Genomic DNA, 21958 nt, shown 5'->3' with positions numbered 1-21958 from the left:
TTGACCTGAGGTTGCGGGGGGAAAGCCACCACTTTATGATGATTGATCAATTTGGTGAGGCGCTTTTGCTGAATTTGCATTAAGACGCGCTCCCGTTCCCCTCCTGCTCAAACAAGTTGGACCAAATGCTTCGAGGAATGCGCAAGGCCTCATCAAACTGGCTCGGCAAGATCATTATGGCCGTGGTGATGGGCGTGTTGATCATCAGTTTCGGCGTTTGGGGCATTGCCGACATCTTCAAAGGTTTCGGGCAGTCCACGGTGGCCAAGATCGGCAGCACCGAAATATCGCTCAACGAGTTCCGCCAGATCTACACCGACCGCCTGCAACAGATCAGTCGCCAGTTCGGCCGTCCGCTGACGCCCGACCAGGCGCGTGCCTTCGGCCTCGACCGCCAGGTGCTGCAGCAGGCAATCGCAGAAGCCGCCCTCGACGAGGAGGCGCGCCGTCTCGGCCTCGGTCAGTCCGACGAGCAGATCCGCCAGGTCATCATGAACGATCCCAACTTCAAGGGCATCGGCGGCAATTTCGATGCGAACCGTTTCCAGGCCCTGATCCGCAATTTCGGCTATACCGAGCAGCGCTACGTCGCCGAACAGCGGAAGGTGTCGCTGCGCCGGCAGATCACCGGCACGATCGGCGCAGGCGTCGAGCCGCCAAAGACCATGCTCGACGTGCTGACGCGCTTCCAGAACGAGCAGCGCTCCATCGAGTTCGTCAAGCTCGACGCCGCCCAGGCGGGTACTATCGACGCGCCCTCGCCCGAGACGCTCGCCGCCTATTTCGAGGATCACAAGGTCCAGTTCCGCGCACCCGAATATCGCAAGATCGCCTTCGTCGCGGTCTCGCCCGAGGAAATCGGCAAGTGGACCGAGGTGTCGGACGATGACGCCAGGAAAATGTTCGACCAGCGCAAGGATCGGCTAGGTACGCCGGAGAAGCGCCAGATCCAGCAGATCGTGTTTCCGAACGTCGCCGACGCGCAGGCCGCGCGCGAGCGCCTCGTCGGCGGACTATCGTTCGAGGACCTCGGCAAGGAGCGCGGACTGAGCGCCTCCGACGTCGATCTCGGGCTCGTGACCAAGTCTTCGCTCGCAGCCGCAGTCGGCGATGCCGCCTTCGCGCTTCCCGTCGGCGAGATCAGCCAGCCGATCCAGGGTGGGCTTGGCGTCGCGATCGTCAGGGTCGACAAGATCGAGCCCGGCAAAGAGGCGGACTACGCCAGTCTTGCCGGCGACATCAAGCGCGAGATCGCCACCGAGCGCGCGCGCGTCAAGGTCGCCGATCTCCGCGACAAGATGGAAGACGAGCGTGGCGGCGGCTCCAGCGTGATCGACGCGGCGCAGAAGCTCGGCCTCACCGCCGTGACCATCGAGGCCGTCGACCGCTCCGGCCGCGCCCCGAACGGCCAGCCGGTCGCCAACATTCCGCAAGGGCTCGACGTGGTGTCACAGGCCTTCAACACCGATGTCGGCATCGACAACGACTCGATCTCGTTCAAGGGCGGCTATGTCTGGTACGACGTGCTCGCCGTCACGCCCTCGCGCGACCGCAATCTCGACGAGGTCCGTGACCAGGTCGAGGCGCGCTGGCGCCAGGACCAGATCGCGGCCAAGCTCAAGACCAGGGCGAGCGAGATGGTGCAGAAGCTCAAAGCGGGCGGCAAGCTCGCCGATGAAGCAGCGGCGATCGGCGCCAAGGTCGAGACCGCGTCCGGCTTCAAGCGCGACGATTCTCCGGCCGGCGTGCCCGCAGCCGTGGTGTCAGCCGCCTTCCGCACCGCCAAGGACGGCGTCGGACAGACGGCCGTCAGCGGCGGCAGCGAAGTGATCGTCTTCCGCGTCACGGACATCGTCGAACCGGCGATCGACGCCGCCTCCGACGCGGTCAAGAAGCTGAAGGAGAGCCTCGACCGCGCCCAGACCGAGGAGCAGGTCGCTTCCTACGTCAACAAGCTTGAAACCGACATCGGGACCACCATTAATCAGGCCGCCTTCGCGCAGGTGACCGGCGCGAACCAGTGAGTTGAAAGCACGCGATGGACGACCTGAAATCGATCATTGGAAAAGTGGCGACCGGCGCCAGCCTGTCGCGTGACGAAGCCGCTGCCGCCTTCGACGCCATGATGTCCGGCGAGGCCACGCCCTCGCAGATGGGTGGCCTGTTGATGGCGCTCAGGGTGCGCGGCGAGACCGTGGACGAAATCACCGGCGCCGTTGCGGCGATGCGCTCGAAGATGCTGACCGTGACGGCACCGGCTGACGCCGTCGATATCGTCGGCACCGGCGGCGACGGCTCCGGCTCGGTGAATGTCTCGACCTGCGCTTCCTTCATTGTTGCGGGCGCCGGCGTGCCGGTGGCCAAGCACGGCAACCGCGCGCTGTCGTCGCGTTCGGGCGCGGCCGACGTGCTGGCCGCGCTCGGGGTGAAGATCGACCTCAGGCCCGAGCAGGTCGGCCGCTGCGTGCGCGAATGCGGCATCGGCTTCATGTTCGCCCCCGCCCATCATCCCGCCATGAAGAACGTCGGTCCGACCCGGGTCGAGCTCGCGACGCGCACGATCTTCAACCTGCTCGGTCCCCTGTCGAACCCCGCCGGCGTCAAACACCAGATGGTCGGCGTCTTCTCGCGGCAATGGGTGCAGCCGTTGGCGCAGGTGCTGAAGAACCTCGGCTCCCAGTCCGCCTGGGTGGTGCACGGCTCCGATGGCCTCGACGAGATCACCCTCACCGGCCCCACCTTCGTCTCCGCGCTCCACAATGGCGAGATCCGCAATTTCGAGGTGACGCCCGAGGAGGCCGGCCTGCCGCGCTGCGAGGCCGGCGCACTCAAGGGCGGCGACGCCGACGCCAACGCAATCGCCTTACAGAGCGTGCTCAGCGGCAAGCCGAGCCCCTACCGCGACGTGGCACTGATGAACGCGGCCGCCGCGCTGGTCGTGGCCGGCCGCGCCAAGGACCTCAAGGAGGGCGTTGCAATCGGCACCAAGTCGATCGACAGCGGCGCGGCGAACGCGAAGCTGAAGCACCTGATCACGGTCTCGAACGGCTGAGCGCCCCCATGTCGGATATCCTGGCCAAGATCGAAACCTACAAGCGCGAGGAGATCGCCGCGGCCAAGCGCGCGCAGCCGCTCTCGGCGGTCGAGGCGAAGGCCAACGCGCAAGCCGCGCCGCGCGGCTTCCTGCGCGCAATCAGGGCCAAGCGCGCCGCTGGCGACTACGCGTTGATCGCGGAAGTGAAGAAAGCCTCGCCTTCGAAGGGACTGATCCGCGCCGATTTCGACCCGCCGGAGCTTGCCAAGGCCTATGAAGCCGGGGGCGCGGCCTGTCTGTCGGTGCTGACCGACACGCCCTCGTTCCAGGGCCATCTCGACTTCATGGTGACGGCGCGGGCGGCGACGTCCCTGCCGGTGCTGCGCAAGGATTTCATGTTCGACACCTATCAGGTGGTCGAGGCCCGTGCGCACGGCGCAGATTGCATCCTGATCATCATGGCGGCGCTCGACGATGCCGCCGCCCGGGATCTCGAGGACGCCGCGACTGCCTTCGGCATGGACGTGCTGATCGAGATCCACGACCGCGCCGAGCTCGACCGGGCGCTGAAACTCCGTTCGCCGATGATCGGGGTCAACAACCGTAATCTTCGCACCTTCGAAACCACGCTCGCGACCAGCGAAACGCTGGCGCCGCTGATTCCTCAGGACCGGCTGATGGTCGGCGAGAGCGGCATCTTCACGCCGGCCGATCTCGCCCGGCTCGAGCGCGTCGGCATGTCGACCTTCCTGGTCGGCGAGAGCCTGATGCGGCAGGCCGACGTCACCGCGGCGACACGCATTCTGCTCGCGCGCGAGACAACGGCGCGCGCGACGGGCACGAACTGACATGGCGCGCAAGCCCGCGAAGACCAAACCGCCCAAGGCCGGCCCCGCCCTCACCCATATCGGCGCCTCCGGCGAGGCGCGAATGGTCGACGTGTCCGACAAGCCGGCCACCGAGCGGCTTGCCGTCGCGGAGGGCCGCGTCGTCATGACCAGGGCGACGCTCGACCTGATCGTATCAGGCAACGCCAAGAAGGGCGACGTGCTCGGAACAGCCCGCATCGCCGGCATCATGGCCGCCAAGCGCACCGCGGAGCTGATCCCGCTCTGCCATCCGCTGGCGCTGTCGAAGGTGACGCTCGACATCGAGCCCGACGCGAAACTGCCGGGCTGCCTGGTTCGCGCCAGCGTGAAGGTGACGGGCCCGACCGGTGTCGAGATGGAGGCCCTCACCGCGGTGTCGGTCGCCTGTCTCACCATCTACGACATGATCAAGGCGGTCGAGCGCGGCGTGCGCATCGAAGGCATCCATCTGGTCGAGAAGCTCGGCGGCAAGTCAGGGCACTATCGCGCGTGATTGTTACTTCAGCGACGTGCTGATCGACGCGAATTTCGTGCTGAGCCTGGTGCCCATGCCGTTCACGACGGTAATGATCGCAAGTGCGATGCCGGCGGCGATCAGGCCGTATTCGATCGCGGTCGCGCCACTCTCGTCGTCGATGAAGCTCTTCAGAATGCTCGTCATGATCATGTCCTCGCGGTGTGGTTGGCAGATGAATTCGCAAATCGCGTGCCAATGCGCCTTCGAGGAACGCCAACATGTTAGATGGTTAAGCCCTGGTTGATCACGCCACGGGCGGCAGGAATTGACCGGCATCGCGGGAGCCCCGCGGCAATTCCTGCACGGTGTTGCGCCCGCACATCGATCGGTTTTTTGCGCGATCGTTCACCTGGCATTAACCGCGCTTCCTAACTTCACCTCCATACCGTTTCCGTAAACCGACGGATGTTTGCGGGGCCAAGAATTGATCCTGGCGTGTGTACGGCAATGATCCAGCATGATGACGAGCTTCGGCAATCGCCTATTTGACCAGGCCTTCGTGCGCGGCGGACCAATCCGCTGGCTGGTGGTGGGCGGCACGCTGCTGATCGCAGCAATTGCCATAGGTTCGGTCCTGATGGCGCAGAATTTCCGCGAGCGGGCGCTGCGCAACTCCGGCCGCGAGCTGGAGAACACGGTGCTGCTGGTCGCCCACCATTTCGATCAGCAACTGCAGGACTTCGCGGTCATCCAAAAGGATTTCGTCGACCAGGTCCGCACGACCGGAATCAACAATGCCGAGGACTATCGCAGGCGCCTTTCGGGCCAGGACGTCCACCGGATGTTGCGCTCGAAGATCGAGGCGCTGCCCTACATCGGCGGCGTCAACATCATCGATGCCGACGGGGATCTGATCAATTCATCGACGGCATGGCCGGCTCCGAAAGTAAACGTTGCCGATCGCGGCTATTTTCGCACCTTCAAATACGATCCCTATTCGCCTGACGTCCTGATCGAACCCTTGCACAGTCGCATCACCGGAGCATGGACCATCCTCGTGGCCCGAAAGATCGTCGGGCCGAACGGCGAGTTCCTGGGTGTCGTCGGACGCGGCATCGAGCCCGCCAATTTCGAGAAGTTCTTCGCCTCCCTCGCGCTCGGCGAAGACGCGACGATCTCGATGCTGCACCGCGATGGTACGCTGCTCGCCCGGTATCCGCATTCCAGCGAATTGATGGGTCGGAACTTCAAGAACGGTGCATTCGAGCAGCAGCGGGTTTTCGGCCTCGATCACTTCGCCGGCCGTTTCGTGAGCCCGGTCGACGGTGAAGACCGACTGATCTCATCGCGCGCCCTGCCCCACTTCCCGATCCTGATGATGGCCACCACGACGCGTGCGGCTGCACTGAGGGACTGGCGCGAGCAGATCGGCATTCTGATCTCGGTCGCCGCCTCGTCCGCGCTCGCCATCGCAGGCGTGCTGATTGCGGTCGTGCGCAAGCTGCTGGAGCAGCACCGCCTCTCGCGGGAACGGTTGACGCTGGAAAAGCAGCGGCTCGATCGCGCCGTCAACAACATGACGCAGGGCCTCCTGCTGTTCGACGCCGAGCGGCGGCTGGTGGTCTGCAACCAGCGCTACATCGAAATGTATGGATTGTCGGCCGAGATCGTGATGCCCGGATGCAGCTTCCGCGACATCATCGCCCATCGCAAGGTAACCGGCTCGTTCACGGGCAACGTCGACGATTATGTCGCGCGCGTGCTGAACGACGTTCATGCGCGCAACTCGATGGTGGTTGAGACCTCCGACGGCCGCTCGATCCAAATCCTCAACGAACCGCTCGCGGACGGCGGCTGGGTGGCAACCCACGAGGACATCACCGAGCGCCGGCGAACCGAGGAGCGCATCACTCACCTCGCTCATTACGACGCGCTGACCGATCTGCCCAACCGCACCATGTTCCACGAGCATCTGCGCGAAGAGCTCGCCGCTGTCGGCCGTGGCGAAGAGATCGCGGTGCACTACATCGACATCGACGAGTTCAAGGGCGTCAACGACGCGCTCGGCCATCTTGTCGGCGACGAGCTGTTGAAATCGGTTGCCGCAAGCCTGCGCCACTGTGCGGGCCCAGAGAATTTCGTGGCGCGGCTCGGCGGCGACGAGTTCGCCATCGTCCAGAGCGCGGTGACGTCGCGGGACCAGGTCAACGAGCTCGTCGCGCGGGTCTTCGCGGCCATCCGCGCGCCGTTCGACTGCCTGGGCCATCATCTCAACACCGACGCCAGCATCGGCATCGCGCTCGCGCCTGAACACGGTACCGCGCTCGACCAGATCCTCAAGAACGCGGACATGGCGATGTACGCCGCCAAGTCCGCCGGACGCCGCACCTATCGCTTCTTCGAGCCGGAGATGGACGCCAAGGCCCGCGAACGCCGGCAGCTCGAGAGCGATCTGCGCCACGCCATCGCCCAAGGGGGTCTCGAAGGCGGCCTCGAGGTCCACTACCAGCCCTGTCTCGGCCTGAAGGATGATCGCATCACCGGCTGCGAGGCACTGGTGCGCTGGCGCCATCCCGAGCGCGGCATGGTCTCGCCCGCGGAGTTTATCCCGATCGCAGAAGATACGGGCCTGATCAACGAAATCGGCGAATGGGTGCTGGCGACCGCCTGCCGGGACGCGGCAAGCTGGCCCGACGACATCCGCCTCGCCGTCAACGTCTCGCCGGTGCAATTCAAGAGCGGCACGCTGGCGCTGAAGATCATGGCGGCGCTCGCCGCTTCTAATCTGCCGGCGAGCCGGCTGGAGCTCGAGATCACCGAGGCGGTGCTGATCCGCGACGACGATGCCGCGCTTGCGATCCTGCACCAGCTCCGGGCCATCGGCGTGCGCATCGCGCTCGACGATTTCGGGACCGGCTACTCGTCGCTGAGCTATTTGCACCGTTTCCCGTTCGACAAGATCAAGATTGATCGCTGTTTCGTTGACGACATCGCCGGTCCCGACGGCTCCGCCAGCATCGTCCAGGCCGTGGTCAATCTGGCGGCCGCGCGCCGCATGACCACCACGGCCGAGGGCGTCGAGACCGAGGAGCAGCAGCGCCTGCTCCGCGCGCTCGGCTGTTCCGAGATGCAGGGCTATCTTTTCAGCGCCGCGAAGCCCGCCGACAAGGTGCTGGAGCTGTTCGCGCTGCATCGCAGCCGGCTCGCACAGCGCGACGGCGGCAAGAGCCGCCGGCGCGAGGCCGGTTAGCTCCGACCTCGGTTGTCGGCGCAACGGCACTCCCAGAAGCTTTCCTCGAGACAGACAACGCAGGTCTGCTCGAGGCGCTCCTTCAACGCTTGTCGCGCGCGATGAAGCCGAACGGTCAGGTTGTTCACGGTCACGCCCAGATCGGCGGCAACCAGTTCCCGCGGCTCGCCGGCGAGATCGACCCTTCTAATGACCTCGGCATGCTCCGGCTTGAGCAGAGACAGATGGATATGAAGACACTCGCAGACCACGGCATTGGCCGCGGCATCCTGGTCGACGGCAAGACGATCGTTGAGTTCATGCGGGAACGGCATCTCCCGCGTCCTGCTCCTTGATGCCTGGCGGTGGAAGTCCGCGATGGTCGTCGCCAGAACCCTGCTCAGCCAGCCTCGAACCGAGTCCGCATCGCGAACGTCGCCGGACCGCTCCAGTGCGCGTAACATGAACGCCTGGAGCACCTCCTCCGCTTCTGCCGTACCGCCAAAGCGTCGCTGCAGATAACCGCGCAGGCGATCGTAGCTGCCGACAAGGGCGGAACGCACGACCGCTTCCTGCGCTTCCAGGGAAGCTGCTGTCTGCACCGGTAGACTCTTGTTCGGCGATTTCATGACTCATCGTCCTTGCATGCCATTCGGCCGATCGCCTTCATCGGAGCGAAATTGGTCGGATCGCACGCGGCTGCGATCCGCGGATGCAGTAGCTCCCGAACGATATTCGCGAGAGATCGTCGCTACGGTGGTGCCTGCGCGGCCGATCTCGCCTGCCGCAGGCCAATGATCGCCACGTCGACGTTCTTCCACTCAACGCGCCGCGCGCGCGAGGCCTGGCGCACCGCCATCATCCGCCGGGTATTGCACCCGCCACGGACGTGTCGATCCGCGCTCGGACCAGGAGCGGCGCAGTTCGATCTTCGGGAGCTATTTCAGGCGATGGGGGGCCGGTAGTGGCGGCGGAACGCGCCTTCGTCGCAGATCACGTCCGGCCGCGCTTCGCAGCGCGCGTGCGGCGCCACGAACCCCGCGATCGCGGGAGCTTGGGGCGACACTGCGGTGAAGCACAGCACCGAGCCGCAGCAGGCTGCATGCCGATCGCCGGACTGGTCGTGGTCGCCGTCACAATCTCCGGCCATCGCACCGTCATGCGAATGCGGCGCCGATCCGGCATCGGCATGATCGTGCCCATGCGTGGACTGATGCTCGCACGGGTTCGCCGTGGCAGGAGAGATCGAGATCGCGAGAGACGGCGTCATCGACGCAAGCAGATAGGCGGTGGCGACAAGCCATCCCCACCACCTTCGCCTTGGCTTCATCAAGCCAATCATTCCAACACCTGCGATCCGTCCTGCAACATATAACCCTGGTTGTACTGACGGCCAACAGAAAACGGCGCATGCCGACCCGACAATTCAGGACACGCCTTACGCCACGTTAGGCCGACGAAATTCTGGAGCTCGCGAGGCCGTCGAGTTCTGGCGATTCGGCGCGAACACCTCGCAAAATATTCTTTGCTGACTCTGTAATTTACGGGACCCATCTGCGTCGCACCGGTCAATGATGCTTCATCCAGCCGACGCTTTTGACGTTGTTGAACGAATCCGTCATGTGGCACAGAAAGCACTGATCGACCGATGCGTGCTCCTGCCCCGCGATGACGCGATCCATCATGATGAAGTGGCCCATGTAGTGGCTCGGCGGCGCCTGATGACACTGGGCGCAGTCCTTCGAGGTTGGCGAGGGATGCAGGAACCCCACGACTTTCCAGGACGCGAGCGCGTGGCAGGCTGCACATTCCCGTCCAAACAATCCGCTGTGCGGCTCCCGGTTGCTGTGGCAGCCGGCGCAATCGAGTGCAGCCCTTTCCGTCCGCTCGGACTTTGGCAGGCCCAGAAAGTCCGTCAGGTCGGCCCTGAGTTGATTGGCCGTGCTCCGGTCGAACACCTTCTTGCCGGAGGCAGGCATCGCAACTTGCAGCAACGACGCGTGGTTCATCCTGATCGGCCGCAAGCCGCCCTGGTGCTCGCGATGGCAGCCGGAACATTGACCACCTCCCAGAGCGTGAAACGCCGTTGATTGTTTGGCGAGATCCGCGGCCGAAGGCGCGTGACAGGCGATGCAGGCGGCCGCCTCGACGCCTTTGATCGGGGCATGGCAGCTCTCACATCGGTCGGACAGAAACGCATGCTTCGCAGAAAGCGGTCCGGGGCTGACGAGCTTCGTCCAACCCGGGCCAGGGCTTCCCCGATACAGGCCGATCGATGCGACCGCTGCACCTGCGACCGCCAGTGTCGCGACCACGACGTAGAGCGCGCCCCGGATCGTCACGCGAGCCACCTCAGTCCATAATAGACCTCGGCGGCCACGTGGACCGCGAGCAGCGCATACATGACGATCGCCGCGAGGACATGCAATCCGATCCACTGCATGAAGACCGCCTTGACCGCCTCGCTCGACGCGATGGCCGATTCGAGATCGGAAATGCCATCGACGAGTTGCAGCAACGGCACCTTCTGCAAGGCCAGTGCATGCTTGCCGGCCCCGTCACGTTCATCCTGATCGGGCGACGACAAGGTCGCCACCGTGTGCTCATAGGCCAACCTCAACGTCGCCAGATGCGACTGCTGCTGGCGGAGCTCCATCGCGGTTTGCGGCAGATAGTAGCGCCCGACAAGCCCGGTGATGACGACGATCAGCATGCTCGTCACCAGGGCAATCCCGAGCGGGCTCTGAAATTTGTGCCCGGTGTGCAGCAGCGCGAAGAACGCCGCGACGATTCCAGCATAGGCGTGAAACGCAAGGAGCGTCGGCATCGACACGCATCGCGTGACCAGGGCCTTCAGGCCCGCGCTATGGGCCGCCATCGGATAAAGCAGAAGGAGCACCATCAGCGCCGCCGCGCCCACCCCGAGGACAAAGCCGGCCAGGCTTCCTGCAAACCGGCTGTCGGAGTGAAGCAGGAAAGCCGGCACCAGCAGCAACAGGGCGGCCAGAACGACGTCGGCAACCAGGCGCTCTCTCACATTCATCATGTCAGGCCTCGACGACCAGATCCCCGACCGATCTCGCCTGGCAGGCCAGGATGAGCCCGTTCGCCTTGTCGTCTGCCGTCAGGGCGTCCTGAATTTCCATGGTGACGTTTCCTTGCAAGAGGTGCGTCTTGCAGACACCGCAGACCCCGGCCCTGCAGGAATAATCGATCGCGACGCCCGCGCTCTCAGCGACCTCCAGGACGCTCTTGTCCGGTGGTAGCGCCGCCACCTTGCCGGATATCGCGAAGCGAATGGTCGCCGTTGCCGGACCGATCGCCGCGGTCCCTCGGTTGCCCGCTTGACCTTCCGTCGGTTGCGCTTCGGTGGCGGTTCTGCCCGGTGGTGGAACGGCTCCGCGGGCCGGGCCAAAGGCTTCCGTCTTGATCTGCTCGCCGGGTACGCCGATTCCGATCAGCGTTTTCCGGAGCGCATCCATCATTCCGGGGGGACCACACAAATGAACGCGACGTCTGGCCAGATCGGGCACCGCCCGCGCCAGGAACTCGGCGGTGATCTGTCCCTCGCTTCCCATCCACGAGGTGCCTGCAGCCCGCACCATCGTGGCCGCGACATGCAAATTGTTCATCCTGCGCTGGAGATATTCGAGCTCGTCCCGGAAGATGAATTGCTCGGTCGTCTGCGCGCCATAGACGAGGTAGATCTGGCCGGGCCATGCGATGTCCGAGAGATAGCGGATCGCCGCCATCAGCGGCGTGATGCCGACCCCGCCACCGATCAGGACGACGCTATCGGCCTCCTTGCCCGTGAACGTAAAGGCCCCGGAGGGGCCTGCGACCTCGACGAGGTCTCCCTCCTTCAGGTGCCCATGCATGTAGTCGGACAGGAGCCCGCCCTCTTCGCGCTTGATCGTGGTCTCGACATAAGCAGTCTGGGCGGCGGACGAGGCGATCGTGTAGGAACGCCTGACGGTCTTTCGGTCAATCTCGATGGCATAGGTCAGGAATTGCCCAGGCAGGAACGCAAACGGGATCGCGCCGCCGTCCACCGCTTGCAGACGGAAGGTCTTCACGTCAGGCGTCTCCTGATAGATCGCGCAGATCCTCAGCTTGCCGTTCCAGAGGCTGCTCGCGCCCCGCCGCAGTTGGTGACTTGTCTCTCGAGAAGGTGTGGCCTCCGCCTTGTCGTTCGGCAGACCGGCGGCTGGCATGGGGACGAGTGGCGTGGCGGCGCTTGGAGCGGCCGCCGCGCGGGTCAGCCGGTCGACCAGTACGTTCGTCCGACGCATCCGCGCGACGTAGACGGCGAGCATCGCGAGCGAGAACAGCACCAGCAGCGCCATGGTCGTGACGTGAAACCAGGAAACTCCCGGCGCGCCGTCATCGCTATCCGTGGTGCCTTGCTGAGGCAGCAGGTTCATTTGCGATTTGAACCAGGCCTGCGCGATTTGCTGCGGCGGCCTGCCCTCTTGCAGCGAACGCAGCGCGACCACGCCGCTCTGGACGGCGTTCAGGGAGTCGCGGAGCCGGCGCGCGGCCTGATCGGCGGCAACGATGTCGCCGGCGGCGATGGCGTGCCGCAGATCCATTTCGGCACCCGCCAGGCGATCGGCCTCAGCGCCGATCCGCACGCGGGCCCGGACTTGCAGACCGTTCCTCTGCTCGGCGGATAGTGCCGGCATGTCCATCAATGCCGGATAGAACTCCTTGCGCGGCCGGCCCATCATGCCGTCCATTCCACCCATCATCCCCGGCATCCCCGGCGTGACGCCGCTCGGCGGCGCACCCGCGGCGTGAGGGTCGTTCAGACCTGCTGATCCGTCCGGCTTCGGCGCCGCATCGCCCGCGATGCCGGAAGCTGCGGGATGATGCGCCGTGTGGTCTCCCTCTGCCTCCGCCACCTCCCGGAGCGGAGCGAACCGTGCAGCCCCATGCGTCACCCCACGGCCGACCTCCGATGCAGGCGCGGCAATCGGAGCAAGCTGACTCGCAAGGAGACCAAGCGCAAACAGGCCGGAGCGACATCGAAGGGACGGACCGAACATTACCTTGCGCTCGCTTCAACCGCTAGAATGACGCGATCAGCGGCAGCAGGATGGTATCCGCGGTCTGCTTCTGGTTTTCGTCCAGCGACGCGTAGAGCCGCGTGAAAGCCAGGCGGGCCGATTTGATCGCCTCCAGACGCTCAGACAAGTGCCGCTCATAGTGCTCCAGACGGTCGGCGCTACCCAGCCTGTCGTCCATTGCGAGCATCTTGCGCGCCTCAAGCAGGTGCTGCCGGCTGGAACGCAAAGCGTCTGCGACACTGTTCCAGCCCGCGGTCTGCCCGTCGTTGATCTGGAGCTCCGCCTTTAGAAAGGCGATCCGCCCTTCGAGCCGTTCGGTCACGTCGACCGGTCCACTCCTCGCGTTGCCGTTGCCGGACGAACTCATCTGGCCGTGCATCATCTTTTCCATCATTTGCATCATCGGCATCATCTGCATCATGCCGGAGTTCTCCTGGCAGCCGGCACCTTGGCAGCCCCGCATCTGACCTTGCGGCGGCATCTTCATCTTGTCATCGCTCATCCGGTTGCTGCCCATGTTCTGGGACTGACCGGCGGGTTGGCCCATGTTCATCTTGCCGCTCGAATCCGACGAATCCGGCATCTTCGACATCTTGTCGTCATCCATCATCGCGATTTGATCAGGACCGGCGGCGTATGCGGGCGGCAGCCCGACCGGCCCCAGGACGAGGACGGCGAAGGCGGCTGCGCTCACGATGGCACTTCTCGAACGGTTCATGTTTTCTCTCCTGGTTAGATTCGGATGGGTCATCTGATCGCCGAGGTCGCCGATCAGGTGATGCAGTACGGGGCAGGTCAGGCGCTATAAATGCGAAGCGTCTGCGGTCCTTACGCGCGGAAACGTCACGCAGCTCGACGGTCTCTTCCGCGAAGGTCAGCCCGGACGTGATCATCCGCCCGCCTCCTCGCCCGACAAGCGGCTCCTGTCGATGCCCTTCGACCACGTTCGGTAATAGGCCACGATCGTCATGATCCAGAGACCCGACGCGCCGACCAGCAGCTGGGCCCACAGCCCCTCAGGTCCGGACTCGAGCACGAAATGCGCGACGAACGACAGAAAGAGGCCGACGCAGAACACCGACAACGACTGCTGGCCGCATCTGATCAAGGGTTGGAGCAAGGACGACTTGAGACCGGGCCAGTCGATCGGAATGAGCGAGACGGCGATGAGCAACAGGCTCGCCAGATGGATGATGCGAGAGGGACCGAGATTGGTTTTGTCGTTGGGAATGAAGATCGCGGCGAGCCCGTGGGGAACAGAGTCTCGCAACTCCGGGATTCGTTCGGCCAGCGTCATCGCGAGCGCAAAGAGCAGGAAGCCGCCGCTGAGGATGAGCGCCGTACGGGACGACAGCAGCCAGCGGCTCGCTGCCGCCCCTCCCAAGGCCAGCCAGGCTCCTAATACGAAAAGCAATTGCCAGGCGAGCGGATTGAAGTACCACACTCCAGCCGGATAGGACGGCAGATTCCAGTCGTAATGGCGGGCCGCCAGATAGAGCCCGATCGAGCCGATCATCACCGCGTTGCGCCAGCGCAGCATGAACCAGAGCACGACGGGAAACGCCGCCATCAGCACGATGTAGAGCGGCAGCACGTCGAGATTGAGCGGTTTGAACTTGAGGATCAGGCCCTGCGAGAGCGTCTCGACCGGAAAATTCATCAGCGGCGCGACGTTGAACTGGTCCATCAAATGAGGATCGTCGAACCTGTGCGCGAGGTAGTGCACGGCGGTGAGATAGACGAAGAACAACAGCAAGTGAGCGACATAGAGCTGCCAGACCCGCCGCAGCAACCGGGTTGCCCCGACGACGAAGCCACGCTCCATCATCATCGTGCCGAACACGAGAGTCGCGGTATAGCCGGAGATCAGCACGAACAGATCGGCGCCGTCGCTAAAGCCGTAATTGCGCGTCGTAAACCAGACGAGCGCGGACTCCGGAATGTGTCCGAGAAAAATCAGCCAGTTCGCCAGCCCGCGAAACAGATCCAGGCGGACATCGCGCCGCGGCTCGACCAGCATCGATCTGATCGTGATCGTCTCCCAGAGCCGACGACGCAACTGAAGTACGATTTGCAGGGGCCCACCAGGATCGTGAATAGCTTCGTCAGTCAACGGCGCGCTCTCCATCTTTACGATCGGCCTTTGGGATCGCAACCTCGTCGCTGCTCATTCGCGCCGACACGCTAGGTTGCGCCACTGGCCCAAGTTTGATCGACCTCAAACTCGGTCGACGCGCCAGCCAAATCTTTTTGTGATTCACTCGCGTAATGAATCGAGACGCATCTCGTCCTCAAGCGGAGGGCACTTGCCGACGACAGCGCTGGGCCGCCCAGCAGCACGATCGAGGGCATTGCACGCGCCTCATTATTTTCGGCGGTTCGTTCTATTTTTTTCTGTAAGAAGCGCGCCGCTTCCCGTCGCCTGCAGCAATTCGACGATGTTCGCATCGATCGGCGAAGGCACGCACATCACCATGTTGATCTTGCTCAACCCGGATGATCACGCTCCGGGTTTGCTGGCGGCTCGATCAAGCCACCGGGACTTGATTGGCACCAACTTGAAAGATCGAACAGGAGAATCCCAAATGAGTCACCGCAAGCTGATCGTGGTTGCCGCGATCATGTCCTTTGTCACGCTGCCTGCCATGGCGCAGACGCGCGCCTCCGACGAGAAGAACGGCCACCACTACACGGGTGGACCGAAAACCGAGGTCCCGCATCACATGGGCAAGAAAGAAAACGATGGCGGGTCAACCAGCGGTTCGGGCGGCAGCCATCATTACGGCGGCGGACCGAAGTCCGAAGTCCCGCACCACACGGGTCCCAAAAAGCAGCAATGACGATTGCAGTGATCCGCGGCTCGCCGCGAGCCATCACACCGAACTGAGACACGACCAAACGAAATCGCCCGGCAGCGGTCATCCGCTGCCGGGCGATTGTCTGGACGTCGCGAAGAGTCTAGTTCGGCACCGCAGCCTTCGACGCGCGCTTCGATGCAACCGCATTCGCGGTGACGCCGTGCAGGAAGTCATAGGCCGCGTGCAGGGCCTTGTCGTCCTCCGCCTTCGGCGGCACGTAGGACTGCGATCCGGTCTGCTCGCCGCCCTCACCGGCCGACAGATGCCCGCGCATCTGCGACTCCGCCATGGTGTCCATCCGGCCCTTCAGCTCGGGCGGCACGTCCTGCAGGATCTCGATGTCGGGGGCGATGCCCTGAGCCTGGATCGAGCGTCCTGACGGCGTGTAATAGCGCGCCGTGGTCAGCGCCAGCGCACCGTTGGCGGCGCCGAGCGGAATGATGGTCTGCACCGAGCCCTTGCCGAAAGAGCGCGTGCCGATGATCGTGGCACGCTTGTGGTCATGCAGTGCGCCGGCCACGATCTCCGAGGCCGAGGCCGAGCCGCCATTGACCAGGACCACCAGCGGCTTGCCCTTGGTGAGGTCGCCGCCATGCGCGGTGAAGCGCTGGGTCTCTTCGGCAGTACGGCCGCGGGTCGAAACGACCTCGCCGCGTTGCAGGAACGCGCTCGACACCGACACGGCCTGGTCGAGAAGTCCGCCCGGATTGTTGCGCAGATCCACGACATAGCCGACGAGCTTGTCCTGCGGGACGTCCCTGGAGATCGAGGCGATCGCCTTCTTCAGGCCGTCGGTGGTCTGCTCGTTGAACGATGTGATGCGGATATAGCCGATGTCGCCGTTCTCGACATGGAAGCGGACCGGACGCACATGAATGATCTCGCGCTTGATCGCGACATCGAGCGGGGCGTCCGCGCCCTTGCGCAGGATGGTGAGCTTGGTCTGGGTATCGACCGGGCCCTTCATCTTGTTGACGGCCTGCTCGAGCGTCATGCCCTGCACGGCCTCGCCGTCGATCTTGCTGATGAGGTCGCCGGACATGAGGCCGGCCTTCGAGGCGGGCGTATCGTCGATCGGCGAGACGACCTTGACGAGGCCGTCTTCCATCGTGACTTCGATGCCAAGGCCGCCGAACTCGCCGGAGGTGGTCTCCTGCATCTCCGTCCAGGCCTTCGCATTCATGTAGCGCGAATGCGGATCGAGCGAGGTCACCATGCCCGTGATCGCGCCCTCGACCAGCTTGGCATTGTCCGGTTTTTCGACATAGCTCGCCTTCACGCGCTCGAACACTTCGCCGAACAGGTTGAGCTGGGAATAGGCATCATTCGCGCCCACTGCCGCCCGTGCCGCCCATACGCCGCCGTGCGGGCTGGCTACCAGAAGGGTCAGACACGCTCCGGTGAGCGCGCCCAGAGGGAACAGCAGGGATTTCCGCATGTAGTCTGACCTTCTCGCTTGGGGCTTTGGGGCGCCATGCAATTGGCGATCCAGTCCGCTTCTCACAATACCATTCTGGTTTCTTCAAGGCCGGGATGCCGCGCCAACGGGACCGCCGCAGAAATCGCTTCGTCCGGACCTAAACTTTTGGCAACGTTGCAGGACTGGTCCGCCCGCAAGGGAAATCGGTCGGCCGGTCACGCCTCGCAGCTATGCGATTTTAGGATAGTTTTGGAGGGCTGGACGGGTTAGGCGATGACATAAGGCTTCAAATTCTCGGGAGGATAACAATGAACGAAGCACCCCGCATCCGGGCGGAACGGAACGTCGAGCTCGGCGCCAGCAACGAGCCGTTCCAGAACCTGCACGAATTCGTCCGGAAAGCGCGGGCCAATCTCAACCAGAACGCCTGGGACTACATCGTCGGTGCCGCCGAGACCGAAACCACGATGCGCCGCAACCGCATGGCGCTGGACGAGATCGCCTTTCGCCCGCGCGTGCTGCGCGACGTCCGCAAGGTGGACGGCTCGGTTCAGCAGTTCGGCCGCAAGATGCGTCTGCCGGTGGTGCTCGCCCCCGTCGGCGCGCTCGAGATCTTCGACCCGGACGGCGCGGCGAGCGTCGCGCGCGGTGCCGGCGCCTTCGGCGCATCGCACATGCTGAGCTCGGTCTCCGAGCCGGGACTGGAGAAGACCGCCGAGGCAGCCCCCGATGCGCTCCGGCTCTATCAGCTCTATGTCCGCGGCGACGACGCTTTCGTCGCCGATGTCGTCAGCCGCGCCGAGAAGAACGCCTATGCCGCCTTCTGCCTGACCGTCGACACCGCCCATTACAGCCGTCGCGAACGTGACATCGCCAAGCGCTACGTTCGCGAGAGCCGCCTGCGTGCCACCGGCGGCGATTTCCAGAAGGGCCTGGAGTGGCGGACGGTGAAAATGGTCAAGGACAAGTTCAAGATCCCGCTGATCCTGAAGGGCATCGCCACCGCCGAGGACGCCCTGATCGCGGTCGATCACGGCGTCGAATGGATCTATGTCTCCAATCATGGCGGCCGCCAGCTCGACCATGGCCTCGGCGCCATGCATGTGCTGCCCGAGATCGTCGAGGCCGTGAAAGGGCGTGCCAAGATCATGGTCGATGGCGGGGTCTGTCGCGGCACCGACATCGTCAAGGCGATCGCGGCAGGCGCAGACCTCGTTGGCATCGGCCGGCTGCAATGCTGGGCGCTGGCGGCGGCCGGCGAAGCCGGCATCACGCGGATGCTGGAGCTCTTGGAGGACGAGGTGCTGCGCTGCCTCGGCCTGCTGGGCGCCACCTCGTTTGCCGAGGTCGACAGATCCTGCCTGCGTCCGGCCACCGCCACCAACGCGCCGAGCGTGTTCAGCGCGTTCCCGCTGTTCGACCACGAGCCTTATCGATACTGACTTGTCGAAAGTGACCCGTCGAAGGTGACTTGCCGACCCTTGCCGATGCTGAACTGAAAAGGACGCAATGACATCGCTCTCTCCCGGCAGCGCGGATGCGCTTCTGTTCGATCTCGGGCGCGTTGTGCTCGACATCGACTTCTCCAAGGCGATCGCCTGCTGGGCGGGACATGCCGGCTGCCGGCCGGAGGCGATCGTCGCGCGCTATGTGCGTGACGAGGCCTACCAGCTGCACGAGGTCGGCAGGATAACCGACGAGGATTATTTCGCCTCGCTGCGAAGCTCGCTCGGAATCGGCATTTCGGACGCGCAGTTCCTCGAGGGTTGGAACGCGATCTTCGCCGGCGAGATGCCTGATATCGCCGAGCTGTTGCCGCGTGCGGCAAAGCGGATGCCGCTCTACGCATTCTCCAACACCAATCGGCCGCATGTCGATTATTTCTCGAAGGAATATGCCGGCCTGCTCGGCCATTTCCGCGAGCTGTATCTGTCGTCCAGCATCGGCCTGCGCAAACCGGATGCGGCGGCTTTCGACCATGTCGTCTCGGCGATCGGCGTCCCGGCGGAGCGCATCCTGTTTTTCGACGATCTCGCCGAGAACATCGAGGGAGCCCGGGCACGCGGCCTGACCGCCGTGCATGTCACCTCGCCGCGCGATGTCGGGAACGCATTGAAGGCACTGGGCATCTGAGGCCAGCCGGCCGTCGCCGCGGAACCGGCCTCCCGAAGGCAAAATTTGCACAGAATGGGGAACCAGTTCCCTTTGTGCATTTTTGTACAGAGTTCCGGGAACGGAATACCGCCCTTAGGACTCATTGAGTCCGTTGGGACTTCTACATCGGACTTATCGACGTGCTGGGCAAAACCTATCTCACCAAGCAAGCCTCTCTCCTGCTTGAATTCGCAAGAACCACCTCGGATTCTGACCTTTCCGCCAAGCTGATCAGCAAGGCCGCCGACCTGAAATCCTTGGCCGATCCGCTACCGGACAAGGATCAAGGTCCCAAAGCTCCCGACGTCGCACTGGACGACGGCTCGGACCGACCGAGCGGGAGTTGACCGATGCTGGCCGTGGTGCTCGTCCTTCTCGTGCTCGCCATGGCCATCCTCATCCCGGTCTGTCTCGCCTTCCGGATCATGCCGCGACGGACGTGAGCTGCGTCCTCCGCTGGGGCCACGCAGGCTAAATCACCTGCGTGCTGCTTTGCCTCGCGCCCGCACTCGGATAGAACTCTCGCCGGCCATTTATCGATGTGCTCAGCAGGAGTTTAGCCCTTGGCTTTGATGCCCGTTTCTGACGCGCTTGCCGCGGTACTGGCGGGTGCGGAGCCGCTGGCTGAACAGATGGCTCCGCTCGACGATGCCTACCATCGCGTGCTCGCGCGCGACGTCGCGGCGCGGCGCACGCAGCCGCCGCAGGCGATGTCGGCGATGGACGGCTATGCCGTCCGCGCCGCCGATGCGGCAACGATCGATTCCCGGCTGACGGTCATCGGCGAGGTCGCGGCGGGCCGTCCTTTCGCAAGAACGGTCGGCGCCGGCGAAGCCGTACGGATCTTCACCGGCGGCGTCATTCCCGACGGCGCCGACGCCGTCGTGATCCAGGAGGACACCGTCGCGGACGACAGCTGCGTCACGATCAAGCAAGCCGCGATCGCCGGACGGCACATCCGCCCGGCAGGCGTCGACTTCCGTGAAGGCGACGTCCTCTTGCGCAAGGGAACCCGGCTGACGGAGCGCGATCTCGCGCTCGCCGCCGCCATGAATTACCCCCACCTCGCCGTCTGCCGCCGTCCGAAGGTCGCGATCCTCGCCACCGGCGACGAACTGGTGATGCCGGGCTCAACGCCCGGGCACGGCCAGATCGTCTATTCCAATGGCTACGCCCTGCACGCGCTCGCCCGCAGCGAGGGCGCCGAGACCATCGACCTCGGTGTTGCCGCAGACACGCTTGCAGCCACCTCCGCCGGCATCCGGCGCGCCCGCGAGGCCGGTACCGACATCCTGGTCACGACGGGCGGCGCATCTGTCGGCGACCACGATCTGGTCCAGCAAGCGCTCCGGGACGAAGGCATCTCGATGGCGTTCTGGAAGATCGCGATTCGGCCCGGCAAGCCGATGATGCACGGACGGCTCGGCGCGATGCGCGTGATCGGCCTGCCCGGCAATCCGGTGTCCTCCTATGTGTGCGCCTTCCTGTTCATGGTGCCGTTGATTCGCGCGCTGTCGGGCCGTTCGGTGATTCATCATCGCCGCGAGCGGGCCGTGCTGGGCCGCGATCTCGGCGCCAACGACCAGCGTGAGGAGTATCTGCGCGCGCGCCTGGAGCTGCGCGACGACGGCGCGCTCGTTGCCGTTCCCGTCAGCCATCAGGACTCCTCTCTGCTTGCGAATCTTGCTGCAGCACAGGTACTTCTCGTGCGCCCGCCGTTCGCGCCGAAGGCCGAGGCGGGCAGCCCTTGCGAGGTGCTGCGCCTCCCCGTCTGAACTGCGCGGCCACACGCATTCCGCGAACTCGCCCCTGTTCACGGTAAATTAAGCAGTTGCGGAACATGTATCGAACATATAGTGTCCGTTCATGATTTGTTTCGAGCATGTAGCGGCTTATCGCTGAATTCATCGTCTCGGAATCGAACGACATCAACCGGGGGACTTAGGTCGAGATGTTAACGCGCAAACAATACGAGCTTCTGCGGTTCATCAGTGAACGTTTGAAGGAAAGCGGCGTGCCGCCGTCCTTCGACGAGATGAAGGATGCGCTCGACCTGCGCTCGAAGTCGGGCATCCACCGCCTGATCACCGCGCTCGAGGAGCGTGGCTTCATCCGCCGCCTGCCCAACCGCGCTCGGGCCATCGAAGTCATCAAGCTGCCGGAGCTTCAGGCTGCGGCCGGCAACCGGCGCGGCTTCACGCCGAGCGTCATCGAGGGCAATCTCGGCAAGGTGCGCGCGAGCTCCAGCCCGCCCGTTGACGAGGGCGAGCGGCCCGTCGCAGTGCCCGTGATGGGCCGCATCGCGGCCGGCACGCCGATCGAGGCGTTGCAGACCCGCAGCCACACCATCAGCGTGCCGCCCGACATGCTCGGCTCCGGCGAGCATTACGCGCTCGAAGTGCGCGGCGATTCCATGGTCGAGGCAGGTATCCTCGACGGCGACATGGCGCTGATCCAGCGCAACGAGAGCGCCGATACCGGCGACATCGTGGTGGCGCTGATCGACGACGAGGAGGCCACGCTCAAGCGCTTCCGCCGCCGCGGCGCCTCGATCGCACTCGAGCCCGCCAATGCCGCCTATGAGGTGCGCATCCTGCCGCCGAACCGCGTCAAGATTCAGGGCAAGCTGATCGGGCTTTACCGGAAGTACTGAGAGCCCTCGGCGGTCATTCGATACCCATGATTCCGACTGGAGCGGATCTGATCCGCTCCTGCTGGGCAATCTTCTGGTCTTGCGCAGATTGTCCGGCCCCTCTTCAGAGGCGACGCCTCGGCGTGTCGCCACAGGCCCCCATTGCTTCGCGGTCTCGAGTCCTCGAGCAGACATGACGCATCGGCGCCCGCGCGCCGCTGACGTTGGTCCTCGCC

At 64.4% G+C, this 21958-nt stretch carries 20 protein-coding genes; 11 read left to right on the top strand and 9 right to left on the bottom strand.

All coding sequences use genetic code 11. From position 1 onward, the window contains the following. Nucleotides 1-125 precede the first annotated feature (125 nt). From ACFDR6_RS26195 to moaC, 4 genes are read left to right on the top strand one after another with little or no spacing between them, the layout of a single operon-like run. Nucleotides 126-2024, top strand: a complete 1899-nt coding sequence (locus ACFDR6_RS26195; protein WP_375859990.1) for a SurA N-terminal domain-containing protein — start codon at nt 126-128, stop codon at nt 2022-2024. Nucleotides 2025-2038: 14 nt separating this feature from the next. Further along, nucleotides 2039-3052, top strand: coding sequence for an anthranilate phosphoribosyltransferase (gene trpD, locus ACFDR6_RS26190; protein WP_212090191.1), 1014 nt, complete (start codon nt 2039-2041; stop codon nt 3050-3052). Nucleotides 3053-3060: 8 nt separating this feature from the next. Continuing rightward, a complete protein-coding gene (gene trpC, locus ACFDR6_RS26185; protein ID WP_375859989.1) occupies nt 3061-3882 on the top strand; it encodes an indole-3-glycerol phosphate synthase TrpC in 822 nt (273 codons plus the stop codon). A gap of 1 nt (nt 3883) precedes the next feature. Then, complete coding sequence (gene moaC, locus ACFDR6_RS26180; RefSeq protein ID WP_212090185.1) at nt 3884-4396, top strand: cyclic pyranopterin monophosphate synthase MoaC; 513 nt, start codon at nt 3884-3886, stop codon at nt 4394-4396. Between the two features lie 3 nt (nt 4397-4399). Here moaC and ACFDR6_RS26175 read toward each other — a convergent pair whose 3' ends face one another. After that, a complete protein-coding gene (locus ACFDR6_RS26175) occupies nt 4400-4564 on the bottom strand; it encodes a Flp family type IVb pilin (RefSeq protein WP_212090181.1) in 165 nt (54 codons plus the stop codon). 313 nt (nt 4565-4877) lie between these two features. Between ACFDR6_RS26175 and ACFDR6_RS26170 the strand changes: the two genes are divergently transcribed. Further along, a complete protein-coding gene (locus ACFDR6_RS26170) occupies nt 4878-7610 on the top strand; it encodes a bifunctional diguanylate cyclase/phosphodiesterase (protein ID WP_212090178.1) in 2733 nt (910 codons plus the stop codon). Here ACFDR6_RS26170 and ACFDR6_RS26165 read toward each other — a convergent pair. The 7 genes from ACFDR6_RS26165 to ACFDR6_RS26135 form a co-directional block, all read right to left on the bottom strand. Beyond that, nucleotides 7607-8218, bottom strand: a complete 612-nt coding sequence (locus ACFDR6_RS26165; protein WP_375859988.1) for an RNA polymerase sigma factor — start codon at nt 8216-8218, stop codon at nt 7607-7609. The two genes, ACFDR6_RS26170 and ACFDR6_RS26165, sit on opposite strands and share 4 nt — an antisense overlap. Before the next feature lie 314 nt (nt 8219-8532). Continuing rightward, a complete protein-coding gene (locus ACFDR6_RS26160; RefSeq protein WP_375859986.1) occupies nt 8533-8931 on the bottom strand; it encodes a hypothetical protein in 399 nt (132 codons plus the stop codon). A 226-nt stretch (nt 8932-9157) separates the two neighbouring features. Next, nucleotides 9158-9940, bottom strand: a complete 783-nt coding sequence (locus ACFDR6_RS26155; protein ID WP_375859985.1) for a cytochrome c3 family protein — start codon at nt 9938-9940, stop codon at nt 9158-9160. Next, nucleotides 9928-10635, bottom strand: coding sequence for an iron reductase (locus ACFDR6_RS26150; protein WP_375859984.1), 708 nt, complete (start codon nt 10633-10635; stop codon nt 9928-9930). The genes ACFDR6_RS26155 and ACFDR6_RS26150 overlap by 13 nt, the downstream gene beginning before the upstream one ends. Before the next feature lies 1 nt (nt 10636). Further along, nucleotides 10637-12637, bottom strand: coding sequence for a 2Fe-2S iron-sulfur cluster-binding protein (locus ACFDR6_RS26145; protein WP_375859983.1), 2001 nt, complete (start codon nt 12635-12637; stop codon nt 10637-10639). A 22-nt stretch (nt 12638-12659) separates the two neighbouring features. Further along, nucleotides 12660-13352, bottom strand: coding sequence for a Spy/CpxP family protein refolding chaperone (locus ACFDR6_RS26140; RefSeq protein WP_375859982.1), 693 nt, complete (start codon nt 13350-13352; stop codon nt 12660-12662). A 195-nt stretch (nt 13353-13547) separates the two neighbouring features. Beyond that, complete coding sequence (locus ACFDR6_RS26135; protein ID WP_375859981.1) at nt 13548-14771, bottom strand: OpgC domain-containing protein; 1224 nt, start codon at nt 14769-14771, stop codon at nt 13548-13550. Nucleotides 14772-15096: 325 nt separating this feature from the next. On the opposite strand from ACFDR6_RS26135, the gene ACFDR6_RS26130 reads away from it, so the two are divergent. Beyond that, nucleotides 15097-15498, top strand: a complete 402-nt coding sequence (locus tag ACFDR6_RS26130) for a hypothetical protein (RefSeq protein ID WP_317239357.1) — start codon at nt 15097-15099, stop codon at nt 15496-15498. A 118-nt stretch (nt 15499-15616) separates the two neighbouring features. On the opposite strand, the gene ACFDR6_RS26125 is transcribed toward ACFDR6_RS26130, so the two are convergent. Continuing rightward, nucleotides 15617-16954, bottom strand: coding sequence for a S41 family peptidase (locus ACFDR6_RS26125; RefSeq protein ID WP_212090156.1), 1338 nt, complete (start codon nt 16952-16954; stop codon nt 15617-15619). 290 nt (nt 16955-17244) lie between these two features. On the opposite strand from ACFDR6_RS26125, the gene ACFDR6_RS26120 reads away from it, so the two are divergent. The 5 genes from ACFDR6_RS26120 to lexA all read left to right on the top strand — a co-directional run bounded on the left by ACFDR6_RS26120 (nt 17245) and on the right by lexA (nt 21743). Further along, nucleotides 17245-18378 carry an alpha-hydroxy acid oxidase gene (locus ACFDR6_RS26120; protein ID WP_212090153.1) on the top strand — a complete coding sequence of 378 codons (1134 nt, stop codon included), beginning with the start codon at nt 17245-17247 and terminating at the stop codon, nt 18376-18378. Between the two features lie 67 nt (nt 18379-18445). Next, entirely contained in the window at nt 18446-19069 is a 624-nt protein-coding gene (locus tag ACFDR6_RS26115; RefSeq protein WP_212090150.1) for an HAD family hydrolase, read from the top strand. 161 nt (nt 19070-19230) lie between these two features. After that, a complete protein-coding gene (locus tag ACFDR6_RS26110; protein WP_212090147.1) occupies nt 19231-19437 on the top strand; it encodes a hypothetical protein in 207 nt (68 codons plus the stop codon). A gap of 216 nt (nt 19438-19653) precedes the next feature. Continuing rightward, the gene (locus ACFDR6_RS26105; RefSeq protein WP_375859980.1) at nt 19654-20865 is read left to right on the top strand and encodes a molybdopterin molybdotransferase MoeA; all 1212 of its coding nucleotides are present in this window, start codon (nt 19654-19656) and stop codon (nt 20863-20865) included. A 176-nt stretch (nt 20866-21041) separates the two neighbouring features. Continuing rightward, nucleotides 21042-21743 carry a transcriptional repressor LexA gene (gene lexA / locus ACFDR6_RS26100; RefSeq protein ID WP_100230812.1) on the top strand — a complete coding sequence of 234 codons (702 nt, stop codon included), beginning with the start codon at nt 21042-21044 and terminating at the stop codon, nt 21741-21743. Nucleotides 21744-21958 lie beyond the last annotated feature (215 nt).

It is taken from the genome of Bradyrhizobium tunisiense (assembly GCF_042263385.1).
In the GTDB taxonomy this organism is placed as follows: Bacteria; Pseudomonadota; Alphaproteobacteria; order Rhizobiales; family Xanthobacteraceae; genus Bradyrhizobium; species Bradyrhizobium tunisiense.
This window is presented reverse-complemented; position numbering and strand designations above follow the sequence as displayed.

Coding starts and splice junctions, on each gene's coding strand:
- ACFDR6_RS26195 (WP_375859990.1), top strand. CDS start 126: ATGCTTCGAGGAATGCGCAAGGCCTCATCAAACTGGCTCGGCAAGATC.
- trpD (WP_212090191.1), top strand. CDS start 2,039: ATGGACGACCTGAAATCGATCATTGGAAAAGTGGCGACCGGCGCCAGC.
- trpC (WP_375859989.1), top strand. CDS start 3,061: ATGTCGGATATCCTGGCCAAGATCGAAACCTACAAGCGCGAGGAGATC.
- moaC (WP_212090185.1), top strand. CDS start 3,884: ATGGCGCGCAAGCCCGCGAAGACCAAACCGCCCAAGGCCGGCCCCGCC.
- ACFDR6_RS26175 (WP_212090181.1), bottom strand. CDS start 4,564: ATGACGAGCATTCTGAAGAGCTTCATCGACGACGAGAGTGGCGCGACC.
- ACFDR6_RS26170 (WP_212090178.1), top strand. CDS start 4,878: ATGATGACGAGCTTCGGCAATCGCCTATTTGACCAGGCCTTCGTGCGC.
- ACFDR6_RS26165 (WP_375859988.1), bottom strand. CDS start 8,218: ATGAAATCGCCGAACAAGAGTCTACCGGTGCAGACAGCAGCTTCCCTG.
- ACFDR6_RS26160 (WP_375859986.1), bottom strand. CDS start 8,931: ATGATTGGCTTGATGAAGCCAAGGCGAAGGTGGTGGGGATGGCTTGTC.
- ACFDR6_RS26150 (WP_375859984.1), bottom strand. CDS start 10,635: ATGATGAATGTGAGAGAGCGCCTGGTTGCCGACGTCGTTCTGGCCGCC.
- ACFDR6_RS26145 (WP_375859983.1), bottom strand. CDS start 12,637: ATGTTCGGTCCGTCCCTTCGATGTCGCTCCGGCCTGTTTGCGCTTGGT.
- ACFDR6_RS26130 (WP_317239357.1), top strand. CDS start 15,097: ATGTTCGCATCGATCGGCGAAGGCACGCACATCACCATGTTGATCTTG.
- ACFDR6_RS26125 (WP_212090156.1), bottom strand. CDS start 16,954: ATGCGGAAATCCCTGCTGTTCCCTCTGGGCGCGCTCACCGGAGCGTGT.
- ACFDR6_RS26120 (WP_212090153.1), top strand. CDS start 17,245: ATGAACGAAGCACCCCGCATCCGGGCGGAACGGAACGTCGAGCTCGGC.
- ACFDR6_RS26115 (WP_212090150.1), top strand. CDS start 18,446: ATGACATCGCTCTCTCCCGGCAGCGCGGATGCGCTTCTGTTCGATCTC.
- lexA (WP_100230812.1), top strand. CDS start 21,042: ATGTTAACGCGCAAACAATACGAGCTTCTGCGGTTCATCAGTGAACGT.